This window comes from Streptomyces ochraceiscleroticus (assembly GCF_000720485.1).
Lineage (GTDB): Bacteria > Actinomycetota > Actinomycetes > Streptomycetales > Streptomycetaceae > Streptomyces > Streptomyces ochraceiscleroticus.
In genome coordinates this window covers 158,504-182,253 of the sequence record NZ_JOAX01000014.1, presented here as the reverse complement: position 1 = coordinate 182,253, position 23,750 = coordinate 158,504, and the positions used below count along the sequence as shown (strand labels likewise).

Below are 23,750 nucleotides of genomic sequence, written 5' to 3'. Positions count from 1 at the left end.
GGAAGAGACCGTCCCCGAAGGACAGCCGCTGCCCTTGAAGGACGGCCGTCGCCCCCGAAGGACAGCCGCTGCCCCCGAAGGACAGCCGCTGCCCTTGAAGGACAGCCGCCGTCCCCGAAGCTCGCCTCAGTCCTCCGGGTACCGTCGCGGCGTCCAGACGATCTGCTCGCCGTTCTCGCGCCGTACGGTCTGCGTCTGCGAGGAGCCGACGATCAGGAGGGTGCGCATGTCGACCTCGGCCGGGTCCAGGTCGGCCAGCCGTACGACGCGGACGCTCTCCTCCGGGCCGCCGATGTCGCGGCCCAGGATGACCGGGGTGTCCGGCGCGCGGTGTTCGAGGAGCAGCTCGCGGGCCTTGCCGACCTGCCACGTACGGCTGCGCGAACCGGGGTTGTACAGGGCGAGCACCAGGTCGGCGGCGGCCGCCGCGCGCAGCCGCTCGGCGATCACCTCCCACGGCTTGAGCCGGTCCGAGAGCGAGATCGTGGCGTAGTCGTGGCCCAGCGGGGCGCCGGCGCGGGCGGCGGCCGCGTTGGCCGCGGTCACCCCCGGCAGCACCCGTACGGGCACGTCCGCGTACGCCTCCTGCGCCGCCACCTCCAGCACGGCGGTGGCCATCGCGAAGACGCCGGGATCGCCGCCGGAGACCACGGCCACCCGCCGTCCCCGCCGCGCCAGGTCCAGCGCGAACTCGGCGCGCTCGGACTCGACCTTGTTGTCCGAGCCGTGCCGCTCCTGCCCGGCCCTGACCGGCACCCGGTCCAGGTAGGTCGTGTAGCCGACCAGGTCGGTGGCGTTGTCGAGGGCGCCGCGCGACTCGGGCGTCAGCCAGGGAGCCCCGGCAGGGCCGGTGCCGACGACCGTCACCTCGCCGGTCTCCGGGACCGCGGGCCCGGTGTCCACACGCGACGGCAGCACGGCCACCGAGAAGTACGGCACCGAATCCGGGTCCACGTCCGCCAGCGCCGCCGTGCGCTCGCCCTCCATGTACGCCCGCTCCACGTACCGCGCGTCCGCCAGCCGGCCCGTGCGCTCCAGGGCGCGGCGCACGGTCGGGAAGGTACGGCCGAGCTTCATCACGACCGCCGAGTCGGCGGCGGCCAGCCGGGCCGTCAGCTCGTCCTCGGGCAGCGTGCCCGGCACGATCGTCAGCGTTTCCTCGGCCTCGACGAGCGGCTCACCGAGCCGGGCCGCGGCCGCGCTGACCGAGGTGATCCCGGGGACCACCTCGGTGGGGTAGCGGTGCGCGAGCCGCTTGTGCATGTGCTGGTACGAGCCGTAGAAGAGCGGGTCGCCCTCGGCGAGCACGGCGACCGTACGGCCCGCGTCGAGGTGCGCCGCCAGCCGGGCCGCGGCCTCCTCGTAGAAGTCGTTCAGCGCGCCCCGGTAGCCGCCGGGGTGGTCCGTCGTCTCGACCGTCACCGGGTAACGCAGCAGCTCCTCGATGTGATCGGGGCGCAGATGCGGCTCGGCGATCGCCCGGGCGCGGGACCGGCCGTGCCGGGCGCTGTGGTACGCCACCACATCCGCCTCCGCGATGGCCTGGACGGCCCGCAGGGTCATCAGGGACGGGTCGCCGGGGCCCAGCCCGACCCCGTACAACTTCCCGGTGTTCTGGGTGCTCTCGACGGCGCCGCTCTCCGTGGGGGTGCTCATTCCGCGGTGCTCGCAATCGCGTTGACGGCGGACGCGGCCATCGCGCTGCCGCCGCGACGGCCCCGCACCACCAGGTAGTCCAGGCCCAGCGTGTTCGCCGCGAGGGCGTCCTTCGACTCGGCCGCGCCGATGAAGCCCACCGGTATGCCGAGGACGGCCGCGGGGCGCGGCGCGCCCTCCGCGACCATCTCCAGCAGCCGGAACAGGGCGGTCGGCGCGTTGCCCACGGCCACCACCGAGCCCTCCAGCAGGCCCCGGTCGCGCCAGAGCTCCAGCGCGGCGGCGCTGCGCGTGGTGCCCAGCTTCTCGGCCAGTTCGGGCACGCCCGGCTCCGAGAGGGTGCACACCACGGAGTTGTCGGCGGGCAGCCGCTTGCGGGTGACCCCGCTGGCGACCATCTGCGCGTCGCACAGCACCGGCGCGCCCGCCTCCAGCGCGGCCCGGGCCCGGCCGATGACCTGCGGGCTGAAGGCGAGGTCGCGGACGAGATCGGTCATGCCGCAGGCGTGGATCATCCGGACCGCGACCTGGGAGACGTCCGCGGGCAGCCCCGCGAGGTCCGCCTCCGCGCGGATGGTGGCAAAGGACTGGCGGTAGATCTCCGCCCCGTCCTTCTCGTAGTCGAACACGGTGCTCTCGCTCATCTCGTCACTGCGTCAGAGGGGTGTGGGTGCAGGCCGTCGCCGTACGTGCTGACGCTACGGCGGCGGCGAGTGCGGCGGGTGCCGTCGGGGGAGTGGGCTCGGTCACGGTGGCGGGCGGCGGTCCCTCGGGGGAGGTGCCGCGTACGGAGACGCGGTAGCCGTCCTGTTCGGCGACCACGTCCACCCAGTCGCCCTGCGGGTGGCCGCAGCGGCGCGCGCAGCCCGACCAGTACACGGGCAGTCCGCCGCCCGTGCCGAGTGCGGTGGCGGCATCGGCCCGTACGTCCGCAAGGGACTTGGCGCAGCCGGGGCGGCCGATGCAGGCGCCGACGCCGTGCCAGGGGGAGGCGGGGTCGGTGATCAGGCCGGCCGCCGCCAGGTCGCCCAGCCGGGCGTCGGCGGCCGCGTGGTCCAGCCCGGGGACGACCACGCCGCGCCACGGGGTGAGCCGTACTTCACCGGCACCGTCCGCGCGGGCCACCTCGGCCAGCAGCCGCCACTGTGCGGCGGTCAGCGTCCCCAGGGGGGCGAGGACGGACAGCGCCCGATGGCCGTCGGGGCCGCTGACCACTCCGGGGGCAGGCGCCGCCCCCGTAGGCAGCGAGGTCCCCGCCGCATACGTGCAGCCGATGCCCGCCGCGTCCAGCCGTCGTGCCGTCTCGCGTACCAACTCCTCGGTACCGTCCGGCAGATCGCTCACCCGCCAGGCGCGGGACCGGCTCTCCGCCGCCGTGTCCAGGAAGACCTCGGCCGCCACCAGCGCGGCCCGAGGGGCGTCGGTGCCGCGCACCCGAAGGGCGCCGCCCGCGCCCCCGATGTGCAGCACCGCGCCACCAGAAGCAGCGCCCTCCACAGGGCCGGAGGCAGCGCTACTGGAAGCAGCGCCCTCCACAGGACCAGAGGCAGCGTCACCAGAAGCAGCGCCCGCCGCACCAGAGGCGATCAATGTCACATCCGCGCCCAGCGAAGCGACATCCCCGCGCCCGTCGTCCAGTGCGAACAGGAAGCGCCCCGAGAGCGCGGTCGCGGCCTCACTCGCGCACAACAGGCCGTCCAGGGCGCCCAACCAGGGGCGTACGTCCCCGTGCCCGGCGCCGTCGAGGCCGGACAGTGGCGAGGCGACGATGTTGCGTACCCGCTCGTGGCGGTACGAGGGCAGCAGTCCGGCCGCGTCGAGCAGGCCCGCCAGGGCCGCGCCGCAGTCGCCGTCCAGGCCGCGCAATTGCACATTCCCGCGCGAGGTGAGGTGCAGCGCGCCATCCCCGAGGCGGACCGCCGCATCGGCCAGCGCGGCCGCCTGAGCGGCGGTCAGTACGCCGCCGGGTACCCGGACGCGGGCCAGTGCACCGTCGTCCGCCATATGCAGCCGCAAAGTGCCCGGGCAGGCGTCAAGGCGAACCGATATGGGAGGTTCGTCCCGAGGTGGAGGGTTGGTCGCCGTGGGCATGGCGGCGAGCATACCGATCCCGCCCCGGGCGTCCGCCCCACGCTCCGGGAGTGGCCCTTACTATGCTCACGGCGGGCCATCCGGTCCGTCACCATCGCCGGCGACGGCGACAGGGGAGGAAGCCCGGTGCGAATCCGGCGCGGTCCCGCCACTGTGAGCCCGGCCCCAGCGGCCGGGTGAGCCAGGAACTCCCTTTCCCCCGTTCTCGGTCCTGCGCGAGCAGGGGAAATCCATTCCGACACCGCCCGGGGCGCGGACCCCGAGGAAGGCCCGACGCCGCATGCTGCACTCCTCCGGGGAGCCGAACCCCGAGACCCGCCGGATCCTGCTCCTGTCGACCTCCGACACGGACCTGCTGAGCGCCCGCGCGGCGAGCGGCCCCGTCGGCTACCGCTTCGCCAACCCCTCCCGGCTGGACCTCGAAGAGCTGCCCGCCCTGCTGGACGGCTGCGACCTGGTCGTCGTACGCCTCCTCGGCGGCATCCGCGCCTGGCAGGAGGGCCTGGACCAGCTCCTCGCCGACGGCCGCCCGGTCGTCGTGCTCACCGGCGAACAGGCTCCCGACGCGCAGCTCATGGCCGCCTCGACCGTCCCGGTCGGCATCGCCGCCGAGGCGCACGCCTACCTCGCGCACGGCGGCCCGGCCAACCTGGAGCAGCTCGCCCGCTTCCTCTCCGACACCGTGCTGCTGACCGGCCACGGCTTCGAGCCGCCCGCCGCCGCGCCCTCCTGGGGCCCGCTGGAGCGCACGCCCCGTACGGACGCCGCCACGAGCACTGACGCGCCCACCGTCGCGGTGCTCTACTACCGCGCCCACCACATGAGCGGGAACACCGCCTTCGTGGACGCCCTGTGCGGCGCCATCGAGGACGCGGGCGCACGCCCGATGCCGCTGTACGTCGCCTCCCTGCGCGCCCCCGAGCCCGAGCTGATCGACGCGCTGCGCGCCGCCGACGTGATCGTCACCACGGTCCTCGCGGCAGGCGGCACCAAGCCCGCGACGGCCTCGGCCGGCGGCGACGACGAGTCCTGGGACGCGGGCGCCCTCACCGGGCTGGACGTACCGGTCCTGCAGGCGCTCTGCCTGACTTCCTCGCGCAGTGACTGGGAGGAGAACGACGAGGGCGTCTCGCCGCTGGACGCGGCCAGCCAGATTGCCGTGCCCGAGTTCGACGGCCGCCTGATCACCGTGCCGTTCTCCTTCAAGGAGATCGACGAGGACGGCCTCCCGGCATACGTCGCCGACCCCGAGCGGGCGGCGCGCGTCGCCGGCATCGCCGTACGTCACGCCCGGCTGCGCCACATCGCGCCCGCCGACAAGCGTGTGGCGCTCGTACTGTCCGCATACCCGACCAAGCACTCCCGCATCGGCAACGCGGTCGGCCTGGACACCCCCGCTTCCGCCGTCGAACTGCTGCGCCGCCTCCGTGCGGAGGGCTACGACTTCGGGCCCGAGGAGGAGATCCCCGGTCTGGTTTCCGGCGACGGCGACGAGCTGATCCGCGCGCTCATCGAGGCCGGCGGCCACGACCAGGACTGGCTCACCGAGGAGCAGCTCGCCCGCAACCCCGTCCGCATCCCGGCCGCCGACTACAAGCGCTGGTACGCGACGCTCCCCGCCGAGCTGCGCAAGTCCGTCGAGGAGCACTGGGGCCCGGCGCCCGGCGAGATGTTCCTCGACCGCAGCCGCAACCCCGAGGGCGACATCGTGCTGGCGGCCCTGCGCCGCGGCAATCTGCTGATCCTCATCCAGCCGCCGCGCGGCTTCGGCGAGAACCCGATCGCGATCTACCACGACCCCGATCTGCCGCCCTCGCACCACTACTTGGCGGCCTACCGCTGGATCGCCGCCGCTGCCGAGGACGGCGGCTTCGGCGCGGACGCGATGATCCACCTGGGCAAGCACGGCAACCTGGAGTGGCTGCCGGGCAAGAACGCGGGCCTGTCCGCCGCCTGCGGCCCGGACGCGGCCCTCGGCGACCTGCCCCTCATCTACCCGTTCCTGGTCAACGACCCGGGCGAGGGCACCCAGGCCAAGCGCCGCGTCCACGCCACCCTCGTCGACCACCTCGTCCCGCCGATGGCCCGCGCCGACTCCTACGGCGACATCGCGCGCCTGGAGCAGCTGCTCGACGAGTACGCGCAGATCTCCTCCATGGACCCGGCCAAGCTGCCCGCCATCCGCGCGCAGATCTGGACGCTCATCCAGGCCGCCAGGCTCGACCACGACCTGGGCCTGGAGGACCGCCCGGACGACGACGGCTTCGACGACTTCCTGCTGCACGTCGACGGCTGGCTGTGCGAGGTCAAGGACGCCCAGATCCGCGACGGCCTGCACGTACTCGGCGGCGCGCCGACCGGCGCCCCGCGCGTCGACCTGGTCCTCGCCATCCTGCGCGCCCGGCAGATCTGGGGCGGTACGTCCGCCCTTCCCGGCCTGCGCGAGGCGCTGGGCCTGGACGAGTCCGCGGCGACCCGTACGACCGCGGACGCGGCCGAGGAGCAGGCGCGCACCCTCGTACAGGCGATGGAGGACGCGGGCTGGGACCCGGAGGCCGTGGCCACCGTGGCCGCCGGACACTCCCAGCAGGTCGCGGACATCCTCGACTTCGCCGCCCGCGAGGTCGTCCCGCGCCTCGCCGGCACCACGGCCGAGCTGGACCACGTCGTGCACGCTCTCAAGGGCGGCTTCGTACCGGCGGGCCCGTCCGGCTCCCCGCTGCGCGGCCTGGTCAACGTCCTGCCGACCGGCCGCAACTTCTACTCGGTCGACCCGAAGGCCGTACCGTCCCGCCTCGCGTGGGAGACCGGCCAGGCGCTCGCCGACTCGCTGCTGGAGCGGTACAAGTCGGACAACGGTGACTGGCCCACCTCCGTCGGCCTGTCCCTCTGGGGCACGAGCGCGATGCGCACCGCGGGCGACGACGTGGCAGAGGCGCTCGCGCTGCTCGGCGTCCGTCCCGTCTGGGACGACGCCTCGCGCCGCGTGACCGGCCTGGAGCCCATCCCGCTCGACGAGCTGGGCCGTCCGCGTATCGACGTCACCCTGCGCATCTCCGGCTTCTTCCGGGACGCCTTCCCGCACACCATCGGCCTGCTGGACGACGCGGTGCGCCTGGTCGCCGGGCTGGACGAGCCCGCCGAGCAGAACTTCGTACGCGCGCACGCCCAGGCCGACCTGGCCGAGCACGGTGACGAGCGCCGCGCCACGACGCGTATCTTCGGGTCCCGCCCGGGCACGTACGGCGCGGGCCTGCTCCAGCTCATCGACTCCCGCGACTGGCGCACCGACGCGGACCTCGCGGAGGTCTACACGGTGTGGGGCGGCTACGCGTACGGCCGCGGCCTGGACGGCTGTTCGGCCCGCGAGGAGATGGAGACGGCCTACAAGCGCATCGCCGTCGCCGCGAAGAACACCGACACCCGCGAGCACGACATCGCGGACTCCGACGACTACTTCCAGTACCACGGCGGCATGGTGGCCACCGTGCGCGCGCTGAAGGGCACGGCCCCGGAGGCGTACATCGGCGACTCCACCCGCCCTGAGACGGTGCGCACGCGCACCCTCGTGGAGGAGACCTCGCGCGTCTTCAGGGCGAGGGTCGTGAACCCCAAGTGGATCGAGGCGATGCGCCGCCACGGCTACAAGGGCGCCTTCGAACTCGCCGCGACGGTCGACTACCTGTTCGGGTACGACGCCACCACCGGCGTGGTCGCCGACTGGATGTACGACAAGCTCACCCAGGCGTACGTGCTGGACCCGGAGAACCGCGCGTTCCTCCAGGAGGCCAACCCCTGGGCGCTGCACGGCATCGCCGAGCGGCTCCTGGAAGCGGAGTCGCGCGGCATGTGGGCCGAGCCTGACCCGGCCGCGATCGAGGCGCTCCGCGAGATCTTCCTGGAGACGGAGGGCGAGCTCGAGGGCGACGGCTGACGGACGCGGACCGCGCCCGGCCCGCCGCCCGCAGGCGGTGGGTCAGGCGCGGCGCGTCGGCCGGTTGAGGCCGACGAGCAGGGCGCAGCTCAGCACCGCCAGTACCGCGGCGCCGGCCAGCAGTCGGGGCATCGGGAAACTGCCGCCGAGCGTGCTGAGCAGCAGCGGGGCGAACATCCCGAGGTAGGCGACGCTCCAGAAGTACGAGGTGAGGCGGGCCAGCCCGCCCGGCGCCGCGAGGGCGGCGGCGGTGCCCAGGCCGTACGTGAGGACCAGCCCGTAGCCCGCGCCCAGCACCGCTCCGGTGACCAGGCCGAGGACCGGCTGCTGGTTTGCGGCGGCCGGCCCGGCGAGGGCGAAGCCCCCGGCCATCACCAGCAGCCCGGCGACCGCGGTGAGCAGTCGGCTCCGCCCGCTCAGCCAACGGGCCAGCGGCTGGACCGCCACCCCCGCACCGGGGACGACGGCGGTCGCCACCCCGGCGTACACCACCTCCCAGCCGCGCAGACCGCCGTCCACCAGCCCGGGAAGCGTGGCGAACCCGACCATCGGGGCGGCGAACACCCAGGGCGCCATCGGTAGCACGGCCCGCCAGAAGCCGGGGCGCGCGACGCGAGTACGGGCGCCGGTACACGCAGCAGTACGCCCGGAGGACGTGCTCGCGGCGGCACGCCTGGCGGAGTCCGTACCCCCGGCGGTACCTCCGGAGCCCGCCGGACAGGTTTCCGGGCTCCCCTGGGCCAGCCCCCAGGCAAGTACCGCCAGTGCCAGATGCGGCAGATAGGCGAGCACCATCGGGTGGGGCGCCCACTGGGCGATCAGCGCGGCGGCGAGCCCGCCCGAGGCGAAGCCCAGCGAGACGAAGACGCCGGAGCGCCGGGCGGCCACCGTCTCCGTGCCCGCCGGCGCGTACGGCGGCGAGGAGAGCTCCTTCACCCAGGCCCCGCCGGCCGCCAGCAGCGCCCCGGCGCTGACCCCGGTGAGCAGCCGGCCGGGGCCCAGCCACAACGTCGAGCCGGCGCCGAGCATCAGCAGCAGCGTGGCCACCGCGTTGAGGGCGAGCGCGCCGAGCGCCACCGGTCGCCGTCCGTACCGGTCGGAGAGCGGGGCGGTGGCGAGCAGCCCCGGTATCAGCCCCACCGCGTACACCGCGAGCAGCGCGTTGACCGCGGCGTCCGACAGCCCGGCGCCGGAACGGTAGGCGCCGAGCAGCGCGGCGAACTGGTTGGCGCTCCAGCCCGAGGCGGTCATCATCAGCGCCGTCCGCAGGCCGTACCGGCGAGGGGCGGGCGGAGCGGAGGCGGGCGGGGTCCGGGCGAGTACGGCGTCGGCGGTATCGGTCACGGAACCCGTTGTACGAGCCGCCGCACGCCCTCCGCCGCCCGCCTTCACGAATCGTGAACGGTCCTCCGCACCGGCCACGACCGCGCCGTACCCTGGGCAGTCATGGACCTCCGGCTGCTCCCGTCATTCCTGGCCGTCGTCGAGGAACAGCACTTCGGCCGGGCGGCGGCCCGCCTCTTCCTCTCGCCGCCCGCCGTCACCCAGCACATCCGCCGCCTGGAGAGCGAGCTGGGCACCCCGCTGCTGCACCGCAACCCCGTCCGGCCGACCGCCGCCGGCCTACGCCTCGCCGAGCACGCCCGCACGTTGCTGGCCGCGGCCGACGCGGCGGTCGAGGACGTCCACGAGGCGGTGCGCCGGGAGCGCGAGGCGACCGCGCGCCCCCTGCGCGTCGGCATCATGGGGCACGGCTCGGCGGAGATCACCCCGGCCGCGGTGAACGCCTACCGCAGGGCCCGGCCCGAGGTCCCCGTCGAGGTGATCCAGCTCAACTTCACCGAGCACGTCTCGGCGCTGGTGGAGGACCGGGTGGACCTGGCCTTCATCCGGCCGATGCCCGACGACGACCGGCTGGTCGGCGACGTGCTCCTCACCGAGCAGCGGATCGTGGTCGTCCCCGGCTCGGCGCCGCTCGCCGACGCCCGCACCGAAGGCGTACGCGTCGCCGACCTGGCCGACCTGCCGATCTTCCGGGTGCCCGACCACACGCCGGCGATCTTCAAGGACTACCTCTACTTCCACAACGAGGCCGCCCGCCGCGGCCGCAGCATCGCCCTCTTCCCGCAGGAAGTCCTCACCGGCGTCCTCACCGGCCACGGAGCCGGCTCCGGCCTCCGCTCCTTCGCCCGCTACTACAACTGGCCCGGCGCCGTCTTCGTTCCCGTACTGGACGCCCCACCGGAGTCCAGCCACCTCGCGGCCCGCGCCCACGACCCCAACCCGGAAGTCGCCATCTTCCGCGCCCTGGCCACCACCCTCGCCCGCGAACTGGCCCCCCGCATCAACAACATGCCGTTGCCCTGACCTCTGCCCACGACCTCTCCGTCCCGAAGCCCGGGCTCTGTGCGGCTCGGCTCGGTTCCGTTTGGTTCGGTCAGAACCTGAATGCTTCCCTGACCTTGGTGGCGGCCTGCTTCAGGCTCCCCAGCGTGCGGTCGGCCCTGCCTTCCCGCTCCATCCGCCTGTTGCCGCTGGCGCGGCCGATGGTCTCCTTGATCCTGCCCCTGGCTGCCTGCCGTTGGTTCTTGATGGTCTGCCCCACGTTCATGGCGGTCCTCGTCTCAGGTCTTGGTGGCCGTCGTGCTGGGATCGTGGGCGTGCGGACCTGCGGGCTCCCTCCGGCCGGTCAGCCGTGCGCGGCCCGGCTGGTCATCCGTGCGCGGCCATGGCGCCGCCCTCCGACTCCCACACCTCCGCGCGGCTCGGCGCGTACGCCTCGGCCGGGGCTAGGGGGTGGGTGTCCGACTCGGTCGCCATGAGCGTGCTGCTCGTAAGGACGATCCGCGGATCGCAGGCAGCGGCCATGAGCCGTGCGGCGGCGGCCGCGCCGGTCTCCGGCGGGATGACCAGCAGGTCCCAGCGTCCTACGCGGTAGGACAGCAGCAGGAGTTGGTGCGGGTCCTGCTCATCGGCGAACCAGCCCACCTTGACCGTATGGCCGTGGACGGGGACCTTGCGCGGAATGACCGGCCAGTACGTCGGGTTCACCGCGACGCGCGTGATGCGGCCCCACAACGGGTCCAACATGGCGGCAAGGGCAGGCAGTTCACGAGTGAGGTCCCGGGAACGCGGCCACCAGGCGCCGTCGAGCAGCCCGCACTGCGGGCCTGGAGGCTTGAGGGAGAGCCGTACCGCTGGGTGGCCGGAGGCGCGGACGGTCAGTGTGGTCGGCGGGGGGCGTTCGGTGATCACCGTCATGGTGTCGACCCGTCCCCGGACCTGGCGTGCCCGGCCCGGTGCTATCGCCCCGAGAGAGATACCGGCATGGCAGCCGGTCGAGGAATGCTCTCAGGTACTCCCAGCGTACTCCTGTGCCGGGCCAGAAGCGTGGGGCCAGAAGCGTGGGGGGCAGGAGTAGGCTGGAGTGACCGAGGGTTCTTCGTACGCTGGCCCCGACGCCCGTGTCGTTCTCGGCGAGTCACCACACCGGGCACTGCCCGGGGCGAGGTCATGTCATGACCACGAACGCACTCAGTCCGCCGCCCGGCGCGGCCGTGTTGAGGATGGAGACGACTCCCCGCCGTGACGGGACCTTCGACGGCGCCTGGTGGCCGCACTCCCGGGACCTCGAAGCGCAGCTGCCCGGCTTGCTGCGCGCACTGACCGAGCGGCTGGGACCCATCGCACGTGTCGGCCTGGACGCGAGCGCCTGGGACGTCCACAGGCGTTACGTGATGTCCGACGGCCACATGGTCCGTATCGACTGGTCCGCCGTCGACGACAGCACGATGCTCATCACCCGCGGACGCCAGGACATCTTCTCCTTCCTGATGCTCCCGCCCCAGACCGCCGGGCCTGCCGCACACAACGCCATGACCATGGCCGTACAGGACGGCAACAGCGCATCAGCCGCGGAGATCCTGCTCACCACGGGAATCACTCCTGCTTGAGCCCTGGCCCGGTGGCCGGTGCCCCGCCCCAGGCCGCAACACAAGCGAGCCGACTCCTCCCAGGAGGAGTCCGGCGACCGGAGCGAGGGGCTGTACGCCCGGCCGGATTGGCGCGCACAGCGGAAGGAACTGCGCACAGCGGTCGCGCGGGGGAGCTGGAGGAGGCGTGCATCGCCGTTCAGCTGGTTGCGCGGCTGGGCATGGGTCTTGCCGTTTTTCGCATCGCGCTGATCCACAGTCACCGCACTCGATCACTTTCTTGCCGGCTGCCATGCCGTGTTGCGGGATTCGGCAAGCTGCTGCCTTTCATGCCGGACAGGGGCTGGAGGAGCGATCGTGACCATGCGGAGGCAGCAGGCGGTGGGGAACCTGCCCGGGGAGAAGGGGGAGTTGATCGGGAGGCGGTCGGAGCTGGCACAGATCAGCCGGTCGATCGGGGCGACCCGGCTGGTGACGCTGACGGGGGCCGGCGGGGTGGGCAAGACCCGGCTGGCTCTGGGGGCGGCGGCCGAGGCACAGCCGTCCTTCCGGGACGGTGCCTGGTGGGTGGAACTCTCGCCGCTGCGGGACGACGCGATGCTGGCGCACACCATCGCCGAGACGCTGCCGCTGGCGGACCAGACGACGCGGCCGATGATCGAGGTCGTGGCGGAGTATCTGGCGGGCCGTGAGCTGCTGTTGGTGCTGGATACCTGCGAGCACTTGGCGGACGAGTGCGCGCTCGTGGCCGAGGCGCTACTGGCGGCGGCGCCGGGGCTGCGGATCCTGGTGACCAGCCGCCGCCCCCTGGGCATGGACGCGGAGCGGCTGCTGACCGTTGCGCCGCTGCCCGTGCCGGACGGCGAGGCAACGGGCAACGCTGCCGGTGGCGCGGACGCGGTCGCGCTGCTTGCCGCCCGTGCTGCCGAGGCGGTGCCCGGTTTCACTGTCACCGACGCCAACCGCAGCGACCTCGTACGGCTCTGCCGCCGTCTGGACGGTCTGCCGCTCGCGATCGAACTGGCCGCCGCCCGCCTGCGTGAGATGTCCGTGGCCGAGCTGACCGACCGACTGGAGGACCGCTTCGCCGTCCTGGGCACGACCGATGAGGTGGTGCGCGGGGCCGAGCCTCCCTGGCACCAGGCGTTGCGTACTGCAATCGGCTGGAGCCATGAGCTGTGCAGCCCGGCCGAACGACTGGCCTGGGCCCGGCTGTCGGTCTTCGCCGGCTCGTTCGACGCCGAGGCGGCCCGGCGGGTATGCGCCGATGAGCGACTTCCCGAGGGAGCGATCCCGGGTCTGCTGGACGCGCTGGTGGACAAGTCGATCGTGACCTGGGTACCGACGGGCGGCGGTGAGCGGTACCGGATGCTGGACACCATCCGCGAATACGGTGCCCACTGGCTGCGCGGGCTGGGCGAAGAAGACACGGTGCACTGCCGGCACCGGGACTACTACCAGGCGCTGGCCGACCGGGCGGAAGCTGTCTGGATGGGACCGGAGCAGATTGCCTGGTACGAACGCATGGTCACCGAATACGCCAACCTCCGCGCCGCGCTGGAATTCTGTCTTGCCGAGCAGGACGGGCACAGCGCGCTGGAGCTGGGCGGGACGCTGTGGTTCTTCTGGACCTCCTGCGGCTTCGCCAAGGAGGGCCTGCACTATCTGGACCGTGCCCTGGCCAAGGACCCGATCCCCGGTCCGCACCAGGGCAAGGCCCTGTGGGCCGGCGGCCACGTCGCCGTCATCCTGGGCGACACGGAGACCAGCCTCCGTCTCGCCGCTGCCTTCCGGGAGGCCATGGCCCAGGAGGCCGACGAGAGCGCCGGGTTCGTCGCCGCGTTCCTGGAGGGCATCAGTTACTCGCTGCGCGGTGAACTGACACGGGCCGCCGAGGCGCTCGACACGGCGCCGCGCACCCGGCCCGGGACCGGGACGTACGACCCGGCCTGGTTCTCGGTGAAGGCCACCCGGGGCTTCGTCCACGTCTACCTCGGGCAGTTCGCGGATGCCGTGGCCGTCGGCAACGACCTGAGCGCCGAGGGCACCCGGCGCGGCGAGACCTGGGCCCGCGCCTGGGGCGACTACGTGCTCGCCCTCGCCGCGCTGGGGCTGGGACGGACGGAGGAGGCCGCGGCCCATGCCCGCACCGCCCTGGATGGCAAGCGCCGCTTCCGCAACGGTGTCGGCATCGCCATGGCCGTCGACGTGCTCGCCTGCGCGACGGTCGCGGCCGGGCGTGCCGAACAGGCCGCCCGGCTCCTCGGCGTCGCCGATCAGACCTGGCACACCCTCGGTATCCCCCAGATGGGCACCCCCTCACTCGTCGCCGCCCGCCAGGAGTGCGAAGCGCAGGCCCGTCGTCTCATCGGGGACCACGCCTACCAGGCCGCTTTCCACGTCGGCTACGACACCGACCTGGACTCCGGCATCACCTACGCCCTCAGCACGCCAGGCACCACCCCACCGCAGACTCCGGTCAACTAGGGCCACTCGGCGAAGCCATCGCCAACGCCCTTATGTGTCCTACCTCACGAGGGTTTCGCTGCCGCCGGATGATGCCCCGGGAAAACAGGACTCCAAGATCGTCCCCCGGTTTTCTCCCGGTCTTCTCCCAGAGAGCCCGGAGATACAGCAAGGGCCTGGTTCTCAGTGAGAACCAGGCCCTTGACCTGTGTTTCTTCAGTCGGGGTGGCGGGATTTGAACCCACGACCTCTTCGTCCCGAACGAAGCGCGCTGCCAAGCTGCGCTACACCCCGAAGCAACGAGCTCTACTTTAGCGGACCGATCCCCGTACGCGAAATCCGGTATCCGGGGCGCGGGGGAGCGGGCCTGACCTGGTCGATTGCGAGGAGGGCCGCGGCGAGGAGGTAGAGGCCCAGGAGGCAGAGGAGGGCGTGGGCCAGGACGGCCGGGTAGCCGTGGGTGACGGTGTTCAGGAGGGGCCAGGGATAGCGGCCGGGGGTGCCCGGGGCGAGCAGGGCGCCGCGGAGGAGGGCGAAGAGGAGGTAGAGGACCGGGTAGGCGAGCCACTGCCAGGTGTGCCGCAGGCGGTACTGGCGCGGGGTGGTCAGCAGGAGCCAGTCCAGTACGGCGCCGAGCGGGGTCACCGTGTGCAGAAGCTGGTCGGCGACGGTGCCTGTGGGGGAGGAGGCGTCGGGGAGCGTGGAGTCGCCGGGGGCGGGCGCGGGGAGGGCGTGGCGGAGGAGGGCGGCGGCGAGTACGTAGAGGAGGAGGGCGCCGGTGATCCGGGGGGAGACGGGGCGGCGGCCGCTTCCGGCGCGGTACGCGGACCACAGGGCGCAGAGCGCGAAGGCGGCGCCGGCCTGGACGGAGAAGTCGCTGAGTACGCGCGGCAGGCCGGCGGAGAGGCTGATGTCCAGAGCGACGCCGGTGGCCGCGGCCGCGGCGAGCAGGAGGCGGAGGACGGCGGCGAGCGGGCGGCGGGCGTGCGGCGCAACCGCGGAGGACGGGGTGAGCGCCGAGGCGCCGGCCGGGCCGGTCGCGTAGTGCGAGGAACGGGTGGGGTCGGACCGGGTCGGGTCGATCATCCCTCCACGCTAGACGGGTTATGGGGGGATTGGGGACGGTACGGGGAGCCTGTGGCGGCCGGAGGTGAGCTGAATCCAGGTGCCGGGGGCCGGCGCGTGATCACGCGGGCCGGACACCGGCCCCGGCGCCCGGCCCGCGCGCCCCGCTTCCGTCGCTCGGGCCCCCGTCGCTCAGGCCCGTTCCACCAGCGTCAGCAGCGTCGCCTCCGGCGGGCACGCGAAGCGGACGGGGGTGTAGCGGTTGGTGCCGCAGCCTGCGGAGACGTGCAGGTAGGAGGTGTGCTCGCCGGCGGTGTGGGTGGAGAGGCCCTTGACCCGGCCCGTGTCCAGGTCGCAGTTGGTGACCAGGGCGCCGTAGAAGGGGATGCAGAGCTGGCCGCCGTGGGTGTGCCCGGCGAGGACCAGCGGATAGCCGTCCGCGGTGAAGGCGTCCAGGGAGCGCAGGTACGGCGCGTGTACGACGGCGAGGGACAGGTCGGCGCCCTCCTCGGGGCCGCCGGCCACCTCGGCGTACCGGTCGCGCTTGATGTGCGGGTCGTCCAGGCCGGTCAGCGCGATCTCGATGCCCTCGAGCTTCAGGCGGCCGCGGGCGTTGGACAGACCGACCCAGCCCGCCGCGTCGAAGGCGTCCCGCAGCTCTTCCCACGGGTTGTGGACGACGCCGACGGCCGGCGGATTGCCGTTCAGGCCATGTCGGCCCTGGACCTTCTCGAGCAGGTAACGAGCGGGATTGCGCAGCTTCGGTCCGTAGTAGTCGTTGGAGCCGAAGACGTACGTACCAGGGAACTCCATCAGCGGGCCCAGCGCGTCCAGTACCTCCGGCACCCCTTCGGGGTCGGAGAGGTTGTCGCCGGTGTTGACGACGAAGTCGGGGCGGAGCCCGGCCAGGGACTGCAGCCAGCGCTGCTTCTTGCGCTGACCGCTGACCATGTGGATGTCGGACACCTGCAGGACCCGCAACGGCCGCATACCGCGCGGGAGTACGGGGATCGTCACCCGCCTCAGCCGGAAGGAGCGGGCCTCGATGCCGGCGGCGTAGGCGAGGCCGGCCGCGCCGACCGCCGTGAGGGACAGGGGTACTCCGTATCGCGCGCGCATGGCCCCATCGTGGCAGAGAGCGGGGTACGGGAGCATCACGGGGCGGATGATCTTGCTGCCGTACCGCTTCGGGAGCCCCTGAGAAACCGCTTGGCGAGCCCCTGAGTAACGGCTTCGAGAGCCCCCAAGAAGGCGTTCAGGCCCGATAACTCCGCGCGGTACCCGTCGCGCCCTGGCAAACTTGGGCCATGACCACGCTCAAGACGAAGCTGCAGGATGACCTCACCGCAGCGATCAGGGCGCGCGACGAACTGCGCTCCGCCACCCTCCGCCTCACGCTGACCGCGATCCAGAAGGAGGAGGTCGCGGGGACCGAAGCCCGCGAGCTGTCGGACAGCGAGGTCGAGAAGATCATCGCGCGCGAGGCGAAGAAGCGCCGTGAGGCCGCCGAGGCGTTCGAGAAGGGCGGCCGGGCCGAGCAGGCGGCGCGCGAGCAGGCCGAGGGCGAGGTGCTCGCCGACTACCTCCCCAAGCAGCTCACCGACGCGGAGCTGGAGAACATCGTCGCTGAGGCGGTGGCGGAGGCCGTGGGCAACGGTGCCGAGGGCCCGAAGGCCATGGGCGCCGTCATGAAGATCGTGAACCCGAAGGTCGCGGGCCGCGCCGAGGGCGGCCGGGTGGCCGCCACGGTGAAGAAGCTGCTGGCGGGCTGATCACGAACTGATCGCGGGTTGAACGCGAGCTGAGTACGGCCTGTGCCGTCTACCGCGTACCGTCCGCCGCGCACTGAAGCGAGAAGGGGCGCCTCCCTGAGCGGAGGCGCCCCTTCGTCATGCCTTACGCGGCCCGGGGAGCCGCACGCACCGGTTGTGCGCGCTGCCCGCGCTCACCCGCCGTGCCCGCGTCCGTTCCCGCCGCCCGGCCAGTTCCAGCCGCCGTCACCGCCGCCGCCCCCGATGACGTCGGGCAGGTCGGGGAGGTCGATGCCGCCACCGCCGGGCTTGTCGTCCGTGCGGGACGGCGGCTTCGCCCGGTTCTTCTTCTTGGCCTTGGGATCGCGGATCGGCACCGTGTGGAAGCCCGGCGCGGGCTTCCCGGCGAGCGCCCCGGCCATCGCGTCGCGCCAGATCGGCCCCGGCACCTGGCCGCCGAAGACCTTGTCGTACGGGCGGCCGCCGATGCTGATGTCCACCATCCGCCGCTTGTGCTCCGGGTCGCCGACCCAGACCGCGCCCGCCATGTTCGGGGTGTAGCCCACGAACCAGGCGGCGTAACGGCCGTCCGTCGTACCGGTCTTGCCCGCGCTGGGCCGGTTGCTGAGCCCGGCCTCCTTGCCGGTGCCGTCCTCGACGACGCCCTGCAGGAGCGTGTTTATGGTGTCGGCCGTCTTCTCCGACATGGCACGGCGGCAGCTCGTCTGCGGGACCTTCATCGCCTTGCCGTTCGGGCCGGTGATGGACTCGATGGCGACCGGCGTGCAGTACTCGCCGCGGTTGGCGAACGCGGCGTATCCCGCCGCCATGGTCAGCGGCGACATCTCCTGGGTGCCCAGGGTGATCGAGGGGACCTGGTCGATGTCCTTGCCGTCGGCCCGCTTGATGCCCATCTTGTCGGCCATCTTCGTGACCGGGCAGATGCCGACGTCGCTGATCAGCGACACGAAGTAGGTGTTGACCGACTTCGCGGTCGCCTCCTTCATGCCGTACGGGCCCTTCTCGCTGCGGTTCTCGTTCTCCACCGGCGCGCTGCCGTTCCACATGCCCTTGCAGGTGGAGACCGGGCTCGGGTACTGCATGCGGTACGGGGAGGGGTACACCTTGTTCGGGCTGACGCCCTGCTCCAGCGCGGCCGCCGCGATCACGGGCTTGAAGGTCGAGCCCGGCTGGTAGCCGGCGCCGCCGCCCATGTCGCCGTCCACGGACAGGTTCATCTGGGTCTGGTGACCCTTGAAGCCGTACGGCCGGGACTGGCCCATGCCGCGGATCTTGCCGGTGCCCGGCTCGACCAGCGCCGCCGCGGTGGCGACCGGGTCGGAGTCGTACACGTGATCGCTGACCGACTTCTGTACGGACTTCTGGGCCTGCGGGTCCAGCGTCGTACGGATCGTCATGCCGCCGCGCTGCCAGCGGGCCAGCCGCGCCTTGGGGGTCTTGCCGAAGACCGGGTCGTTCAGGAACGCCTCGCGGACGTAGTCGCAGAAGAAGCCGGCGCCGTCGACGGCGGTGATGCAGCCGTTGCGCGGGGTGCTGACGTGCAGCTCGATCGGCTTCTTCGCGGCGGCGTCGGCCTGCGCCTGAGTGACGTCGTGGACGTCGGCCATCCGCTGCAGGACCGTGTTGCGCCGCTTGGTCGCCTCCTCCGGGTCGTTGACCGGGTCGTACCGGCTCGGCGACTGGACGATGCCGGCCAGCAGCGCGGACTCCTGGAGGTTCAGATCCTTGGCGGGCTTGCTGAAGTACCGCTGGGCCGCGGCCTCCACGCCGTACGCCTGCTGCCCGAAGAAGGTGATGTTCAGGTAGTTCTGCAGGATCTTCTTCTTGCCCAGCTCCTTCTCGACCTGGATCGCGTACTTCAGCTCCCTGACCTTGCGGCCGATGGTCTGCTGGGTGGCCTCCGCGACCTTGTCCTGGTCGTTGCCCGCCTCCTCGACGAAGACGTTCTTCACGTACTGCTGGGTCAGCGTCGAGGCGCCCTGGGAAACTCCGCCGGACTGCGCGTTCTTGTTGACCGCGCGCAGGATGCCCTTCATGTCGACCGCGCCGTGCTGGTAGAAGCGCGAGTCCTCGATGGCGACGATCGCCTTCCGCATGTACGGGGAGATGTCCTTCAGGTCCACCACCGTGCGATTGCGGAAGTAGACCTTGGCGATCTCGCCGCCGTTCGCGTCCAGGATCTTCGTCTGCTGGCTGAGCGGCGGCGTCTTCATATTGGACGGGATGTCGTCGAACCCCTCGACCGTCCCCTTGGCGGCGAGGCCCAGCGCGCCGGCGGCGGGGAGCGCCAGGCCGGCGAGCACGGCTCCGGCCAGGACGCTGACGCCGAGGAACTTCGCGGCCTGCTGGGTCGCGGTGAGGCCGCCACCGTCGCGCTTCTTACCCATGAGGGCACCCTACGTTCTCAATCACCGGACAGGGGCGCATGTGTTCGCTTACTCTGTTCACGCTTGTCACTCGAACGTGGTTCCGCACCAGCACATCACCCTTTTCTGCCGCGGGACCGGTGACCGGATTGCCCGCATGCGTCGCCCGCGCTTGCCCGTGACCTGTGGGAAACACCCTGAACTGTCCTGGCCTGCCAGAAAAGCGACGTATGCCCTGCGCTCACTCCGTTGGGTGATCTGTCGGATACGCATAGTCCGTTCGGACCATTCAAGATTGGGCCCGAAGGGGGTGTTGCGCCCTGCCTGCCTTCCGTAACGTCCTCAACTGGCAACGGTGAATATGCCGCTTGCCGCCGTGGGGGAGCCTCGATTCGGGAGAGGACGGCGCCAGCATGAGCTGGGTAACCGACTGGAGTGCACAGGCAGCCTGCCGCACGACCGATCCGGATGAGCTGTTCGTTCAAGGGGCAGCGCAGAACCGCGCCAAGGCGGTCTGCACCGGATGCCCCGTGCGGACCGAATGCCTCGCCGACGCGCTGGACAACCGCGTCGAATTCGGCGTGTGGGGCGGGATGACGGAGCGCGAGCGGAGGGCCTTGTTGCGCCGCCGCCCGACCGTCACCTCGTGGCGCCGGCTGCTGGAGACGGCACGTACGGAATACGAGCGCAGCGCGGGAATTCTCGTGGACTGCGAAGACGAGGAGTACGACAACAACTTCGCCGCGGTCGGCTGAGCCGACCCGTGGTGCCCGGCCCATCGGCCGGGACATGACACCCGGCGCAGTTCCGGCCGGGTCAGGTGGGCGCCGACTGCGGCATGGCCGTCGGCGCTTGAGTCGGCCTGTTGAGTCGACGCGCGCGGTTGCCGTGGTCACTGACGCGGTGAGCCCACCAACCTGGTGAGCCCACCAACGTAGTGAGAGTGCCGAGCGTCGCGGCGGCGGAATCGGCCGCCGGTCCTCGATGCGGTGTGCGCTGCTGCTCCTGCGTGTCTACGGGCCGCTTTGCAGGCCGCCTTGGCCTCTGGTGCTGGCGCGCCTGCTCGTTGCTTGCGCCGCTCGTGTTGCCCTGGGCCTGTTTCAGCCAGCGTCGCTCGCGTTGCCTTGCTGTGTGTCAGCCTGCGTCGCTCGCGCCGCCGGTGTCGGCGGCGCCGGACGCGAGGCGGTCGCCGATCTCGCGGAGCCCCGCGACGTCATGGACGTCACCGGGCAGAGCGGCGATCTCGGCCACCGGTACTTCAGGGTGCAGCGCGGTGAAGCGGTCGCGGGTGCGCCGCTCGCGCGCGAGCACCTGCATGCGCTCGGCATGCAGGGTCAGCAGGCCGGCGGCGAGTCGCGCCGACCGAGCCTCGGGGGACTGCTTCGATTCGGGAGTTGCGGAAGAGTCTTGCTCGTGCAGCGCCGGCGCAGCGGGGGAGAGAGCGTCGGCGGTACGTGATCCAGCCTTCCCGCCCTCGAGATCCACAATTCCGTCCTCGTCAAGATTTTCGGCGCGATTCCCGTCCGCCGGTGCGGAGTTGCTCGCTCCGTTCATGTCGGTCAGTGCCTCGACGGCGGCAAGCGCCCGTTCCGCGCTCAACTGGTCGGCGCCGCTGCCGTGTACGCGGTTCAGTACGAGGCCGGCCAGCGGCATCTGCTCGGCGGCCAGCCGCTCCACGAAGTACGCCGCCTCGCGCAGCGCGTCCCGCTCCGGCGCCGCCACGACCAGGAAGGCGGTCCCGGGGGCCTGCAGCAGCCGGTACGTGGCGTCCGCGCGGGTACGGAAGCCGCCGAACATGGTGTCCATCGCGGCCACGAACGTCTGGACGTCCTTGAGCAACTGGCCGCCCATCAGCTTGCTGAGCGTGCCGGTCATCATCGACATACCGACATTCAGGAACTTCATCCCGGCCCGGCCGCCGACCTTCGCGGGCGCCATCAGGACCCGGATGAACTTGCCGTCCAGGAAGGACCCCAGCCGCTTGGGCGCGTCCAGGAAGTCCAGCGCCGACCGGCTCGGCGGGGTGTCGACGATGATCAGGTCCCACTCGTCGCGGGAGCGCAGCTGGCCCAGCTTCTCCATGGCCATGTACTCCTGCGTACCGGCGAAGCCGGCCGACAGGGACTGGTAGAAGGGGTTCTCCAGGATCGCCCTGGCCCGCTCCTTGTCCGCGTGCGCCTCGACGATCTCGTCGAACGTACGCTTCATGTCCAGCATCATCGCGTACAGCTCGCCCCGGCCTCCGGGGCCGCTCACGCCCTTGACCTGACGCGGGACGTTGTCCAGCTCGGAGATGCCCATCGACTGCGCGAGCCGACGGGCCGGGTCGATGGTGAGGACGACGGCCCGTCGGCCGCGCTCCGCCGCGCGGACGCCCAGTGCGGCCGCCGTGGTGGTCTTCCCGACGCCGCCCGAGCCGCAGCAGACGACGATGCGGGTCTGCGGGTCGTCGAGCAGCGCGTCCACGTCCAGATGCGGAGCCGAAGCGTCCAAGGTCGTGTACTCCGATGTCATATCGGTCCCTGTTTCCGCAGTTCCCGGGCCAGCCGGTAGAGCCCCGCGAGGTCGACGCCCTCGGACAGCAGTTCCAGCTCGTACGTCGGCAGCCCGAGCCCGGTGATCTCGGTGTGTTCCGCGCGCTCCAGCGCGACCCGCTCGGCGTGCTCGCGGGCCTGCTCCAGCAGCGGATCGATGAGCCGCTCGGCGCGGCCGCCACGGCGTGCGCCGCCCAGTCCGGCCCCGGAGAGGGCCGCCGCGATGCCCGCACGGGCGCCGTTCGCGGCCAGGTCCACCTCGTCGGGGGCGAGCACCGTGGGCCGGACCATGTTGATGACCACGCCGCCCACCGGCAGCCCGGCGGCGCGCAGTTCGGCGACGCCGTCCACGGTCTCCTGGACCGGCATCTCTTCCAGCAGCGTCACCAGATGGACGGCCGTCTCGGGTGACTTCAGTACGCGCATGACGGCCTGCGCCTGATTGTGGATCGGGCCTATCTTCGCGAGCCCGGCCACCTCGTCGTTGACGTTCAGGAAGCGCGTGATGCGGCCCGTGGGCGGCGCGTCCATGACGACCGCGTCGTACACGAAGCGCCCGCTCTTCTCCTTGCGGCGGACGGCTTCGCACGCCTTGCCGGTCAGCAGGACGTCCCGCAGCCCCGGGGCGATGGTCGTGGCGAAGTCGATCGCGCCGAGCTTCTTCAGGGCGCGCCCGGCTCCGCCGAGTTTGTAGAACATCTGGAGGTAGTCGAGGAGCGCGCGCTCGGCATCGATGGCCAGCGCGTGCACCTCGCCGCCCCCAGGAGATACGGCGATCTTGCGCTCCTCGTAAGGCAGCGCTTCGGTCTCGAATACTTGGGCAATGCCCTGCCGGCCCTCGACCTCGACCAGGAGGGTGCGTCGCCCCTCGGTGGCCAGGGCGAGCGCGAGGGCAGCGGCGACCGTGGTCTTGCCGGTACCGCCCTTGCCGCTGACGACATGGAGCCTGCTCACGCCATGGAGCCTAACCAGTCCGCCCGGCTGCTACGCACGAGACGCCGGGCCTGTCGCGTATGCCACGGTCCGGCGCGCGCCTTCGGGTGTGCGGCAGACGCGTGGAGGGGCGCCGCGGACGCGCGTCCTCGGGCGCCGTGTACAGGCATTACGCTCGCCCCATGACGAAGTGGGAATACGCGACCGTGCCGCTGCTGGTGCACGCGACGAAGCAGATTCTGGACACCTGGGGCGAGGACGGCTGGGAGCTCGTCCAGGTCGTGCCGGGCCCGAACAACCCCGAGCAGCTGGTTGCCTACCTGAAGCGGGAGAAGGCATGAGCCGGGTCGAGGACAAGATCGAGTCGCTCGGCCTGAAGCTCCCCGACGTCGTGCCGCCGCTGGCCGCCTACCAGCCGGCCGTGCGCTCCGGTAACTACGTCTTCACCTCCGGCCAGCTGCCGATGGTGGACGGCGCGCTGCCGGCCACCGGCAAGGTCGGTGCCGAGGTCGGTGCCGAGCAGGCCAAGGAGCTGGCCGGCGTCTGCGCGCTGAACGCGCTGGCGGCCGTGAAGTCCGTGACCGGCGACCTGGACAAGATCGTCCGGGTCGTGAAGGTCGTGGGCTTCGTGGCGTCCGCGCCGGACTTCACGGGCCAGCCCGGCGTCATCAACGGCGCGAGCGAGCTGCTCGGCGAGATCCTCGGCGACAAGGGCGTGCACGCCCGCTCCGCGGTGGGCGTGGCCGTGCTGCCGGTCGACGCGCCGGTCGAGGTCGAGATCCAGGTCGAGATCGCGGACTGAGCGGTTCCCGGCCGGGATCGTGAACCGGCCGGTTCTCCGGCCGGGCTCGCGGACTGGCCGGTTCCCCGGCCGAGACGTTTCCTCCGCCCTGCCGTCGCGCCCGTACGTTCGTTACGTACAGCGCGAGGCGGGGCGGACGCGTCCGGGCGGCCGGACGCCCCAGCTTGAGCGGCCGCAGCTTGAGCCGGCCCAGTCCGAA

Annotated in this window: 19 protein-coding genes, 1 tRNA gene and 1 riboswitch; of the genes, 8 read left to right on the top strand and 12 right to left on the bottom strand. The window is 72.1% G+C overall.

Going from position 1 to position 23,750, the window contains the following annotated elements:
• Window positions 1–126 precede the first annotated feature (126 nt).
• Genes IG84_RS0119520 through cobG form a run of 3 tightly spaced genes read right to left on the bottom strand, consistent with a single transcriptional unit; the run spans window position 127 to window position 3,759 of the window.
• Window positions 127–1,656: a precorrin-2 C(20)-methyltransferase gene (locus IG84_RS0119520; protein WP_031058737.1), complete on the bottom strand. Its 1,530-nt coding sequence runs from the start codon at window positions 1,654–1,656 to the stop codon at window positions 127–129.
• Window positions 1,653–2,300, bottom strand: coding sequence for a precorrin-8X methylmutase (locus tag IG84_RS0119515; protein ID WP_031058734.1), 648 nt, complete (start codon window positions 2,298–2,300; stop codon window positions 1,653–1,655). Before IG84_RS0119515 ends, IG84_RS0119520 begins: the two co-directional genes overlap by 4 nt.
• A gap of 4 nt (window positions 2,301–2,304) precedes the next feature.
• Entirely contained in the window at window positions 2,305–3,759 is a 1,455-nt protein-coding gene (gene cobG, locus IG84_RS0119510) for a precorrin-3B synthase (protein ID WP_037800586.1), read from the bottom strand.
• A gap of 103 nt (window positions 3,760–3,862) precedes the next feature.
• A riboswitch (cobalamin riboswitch) is annotated at window positions 3,863–3,938 on the top strand.
• Between the two features lie 89 nt (window positions 3,939–4,027).
• On the opposite strand from cobG, the gene cobN reads away from it, so the two are divergent.
• Entirely contained in the window at window positions 4,028–7,681 is a 3,654-nt protein-coding gene (gene cobN / locus IG84_RS0119505; RefSeq protein WP_051862002.1) for a cobaltochelatase subunit CobN, read from the top strand.
• A gap of 42 nt (window positions 7,682–7,723) precedes the next feature.
• Here cobN and IG84_RS0119500 read toward each other — a convergent pair whose 3' ends face one another.
• Entirely contained in the window at window positions 7,724–9,025 is a 1,302-nt protein-coding gene (locus IG84_RS0119500) for an MFS transporter (RefSeq protein WP_051862000.1), read from the bottom strand.
• Window positions 9,026–9,127: 102 nt separating this feature from the next.
• Between IG84_RS0119500 and IG84_RS0119495 the strand changes: the two genes are divergently transcribed.
• Window positions 9,128–10,048 (top strand): LysR family transcriptional regulator, encoded by a 921-nt coding sequence (locus tag IG84_RS0119495; RefSeq protein WP_031058722.1) that lies wholly within the window; start codon window positions 9,128–9,130, stop codon window positions 10,046–10,048.
• 70 nt (window positions 10,049–10,118) lie between these two features.
• Here the strand turns inward: IG84_RS0119495 and IG84_RS39990 are convergent, their stop codons facing one another.
• Together IG84_RS39990 and IG84_RS0119485 are read right to left on the bottom strand one after the other, a co-directional pair.
• Window positions 10,119–10,292, bottom strand: coding sequence for a CsbD family protein (locus IG84_RS39990; protein ID WP_078649050.1), 174 nt, complete (start codon window positions 10,290–10,292; stop codon window positions 10,119–10,121).
• Between the two features lie 101 nt (window positions 10,293–10,393).
• Window positions 10,394–10,942 (bottom strand): DUF5994 family protein, encoded by a 549-nt coding sequence (locus IG84_RS0119485; protein WP_031058719.1) that lies wholly within the window; start codon window positions 10,940–10,942, stop codon window positions 10,394–10,396.
• 257 nt (window positions 10,943–11,199) lie between these two features.
• Here IG84_RS0119485 and IG84_RS0119480 point away from each other — a divergent pair, with 257 nt between their 5' ends.
• On the top strand, window positions 11,200–11,634 hold the full coding sequence (locus IG84_RS0119480) for a DUF5994 family protein (RefSeq protein ID WP_037800584.1): 435 nt from the start codon (window positions 11,200–11,202) through the stop codon (window positions 11,632–11,634).
• Window positions 11,635–11,976: 342 nt separating this feature from the next.
• The gene (locus tag IG84_RS0119475) at window positions 11,977–14,100 is read left to right on the top strand and encodes an ATP-binding protein (protein ID WP_031058714.1); all 2,124 of its coding nucleotides are present in this window, start codon (window positions 11,977–11,979) and stop codon (window positions 14,098–14,100) included.
• A 199-nt stretch (window positions 14,101–14,299) separates the two neighbouring features.
• On the opposite strand, the gene IG84_RS0119470 is transcribed toward IG84_RS0119475, so the two are convergent.
• The 3 genes from IG84_RS0119470 to IG84_RS0119460 form a co-directional block, all read right to left on the bottom strand.
• Window positions 14,300–14,373: transfer RNA gene (locus IG84_RS0119470), tRNA-Pro, on the bottom strand.
• A gap of 12 nt (window positions 14,374–14,385) precedes the next feature.
• Window positions 14,386–15,165: a Pr6Pr family membrane protein gene (locus IG84_RS0119465; protein WP_031058712.1), complete on the bottom strand. Its 780-nt coding sequence runs from the start codon at window positions 15,163–15,165 to the stop codon at window positions 14,386–14,388.
• 171 nt (window positions 15,166–15,336) lie between these two features.
• Window positions 15,337–16,263, bottom strand: coding sequence for a metallophosphoesterase (locus tag IG84_RS0119460; RefSeq protein WP_031058708.1), 927 nt, complete (start codon window positions 16,261–16,263; stop codon window positions 15,337–15,339).
• A 188-nt stretch (window positions 16,264–16,451) separates the two neighbouring features.
• On the opposite strand from IG84_RS0119460, the gene IG84_RS0119455 reads away from it, so the two are divergent.
• Complete coding sequence (locus IG84_RS0119455) at window positions 16,452–16,916, top strand: GatB/YqeY domain-containing protein (RefSeq protein ID WP_031058705.1); 465 nt, start codon at window positions 16,452–16,454, stop codon at window positions 16,914–16,916.
• A gap of 173 nt (window positions 16,917–17,089) precedes the next feature.
• On the opposite strand, the gene IG84_RS0119450 is transcribed toward IG84_RS0119455, so the two are convergent.
• On the bottom strand, window positions 17,090–19,303 hold the full coding sequence (locus tag IG84_RS0119450) for a transglycosylase domain-containing protein (RefSeq protein ID WP_031058702.1): 2,214 nt from the start codon (window positions 19,301–19,303) through the stop codon (window positions 17,090–17,092).
• A 392-nt stretch (window positions 19,304–19,695) separates the two neighbouring features.
• Here IG84_RS0119450 and IG84_RS0119445 point away from each other — a divergent pair, with 392 nt between their 5' ends.
• Complete coding sequence (locus tag IG84_RS0119445) at window positions 19,696–20,037, top strand: WhiB family transcriptional regulator (RefSeq protein ID WP_030260093.1); 342 nt, start codon at window positions 19,696–19,698, stop codon at window positions 20,035–20,037.
• Window positions 20,038–20,416: 379 nt separating this feature from the next.
• On the opposite strand, the gene bagB is transcribed toward IG84_RS0119445, so the two are convergent.
• Both bagB and bagA read right to left on the bottom strand, forming a co-directional pair.
• Entirely contained in the window at window positions 20,417–21,796 is a 1,380-nt protein-coding gene (gene bagB, locus IG84_RS0119440) for an ATPase BagB (RefSeq protein WP_031058697.1), read from the bottom strand.
• On the bottom strand, window positions 21,793–22,770 hold the full coding sequence (gene bagA / locus IG84_RS0119435; protein ID WP_031058696.1) for an ATPase BagA: 978 nt from the start codon (window positions 22,768–22,770) through the stop codon (window positions 21,793–21,795). Before bagA ends, bagB begins: the two co-directional genes overlap by 4 nt.
• Window positions 22,771–22,931: 161 nt before the next feature.
• Between bagA and sp36 the strand changes: the two genes are divergently transcribed.
• Window positions 22,932–23,090 (top strand): Sp36 family protein, encoded by a 159-nt coding sequence (gene sp36 / locus IG84_RS40740; RefSeq protein WP_003967454.1) that lies wholly within the window; start codon window positions 22,932–22,934, stop codon window positions 23,088–23,090.
• Complete coding sequence (locus tag IG84_RS0119425; protein ID WP_031058695.1) at window positions 23,087–23,551, top strand: RidA family protein; 465 nt, start codon at window positions 23,087–23,089, stop codon at window positions 23,549–23,551. The genes sp36 and IG84_RS0119425 overlap by 4 nt, the downstream gene beginning before the upstream one ends.
• Window positions 23,552–23,750: the final 199 nt, after the last annotated feature.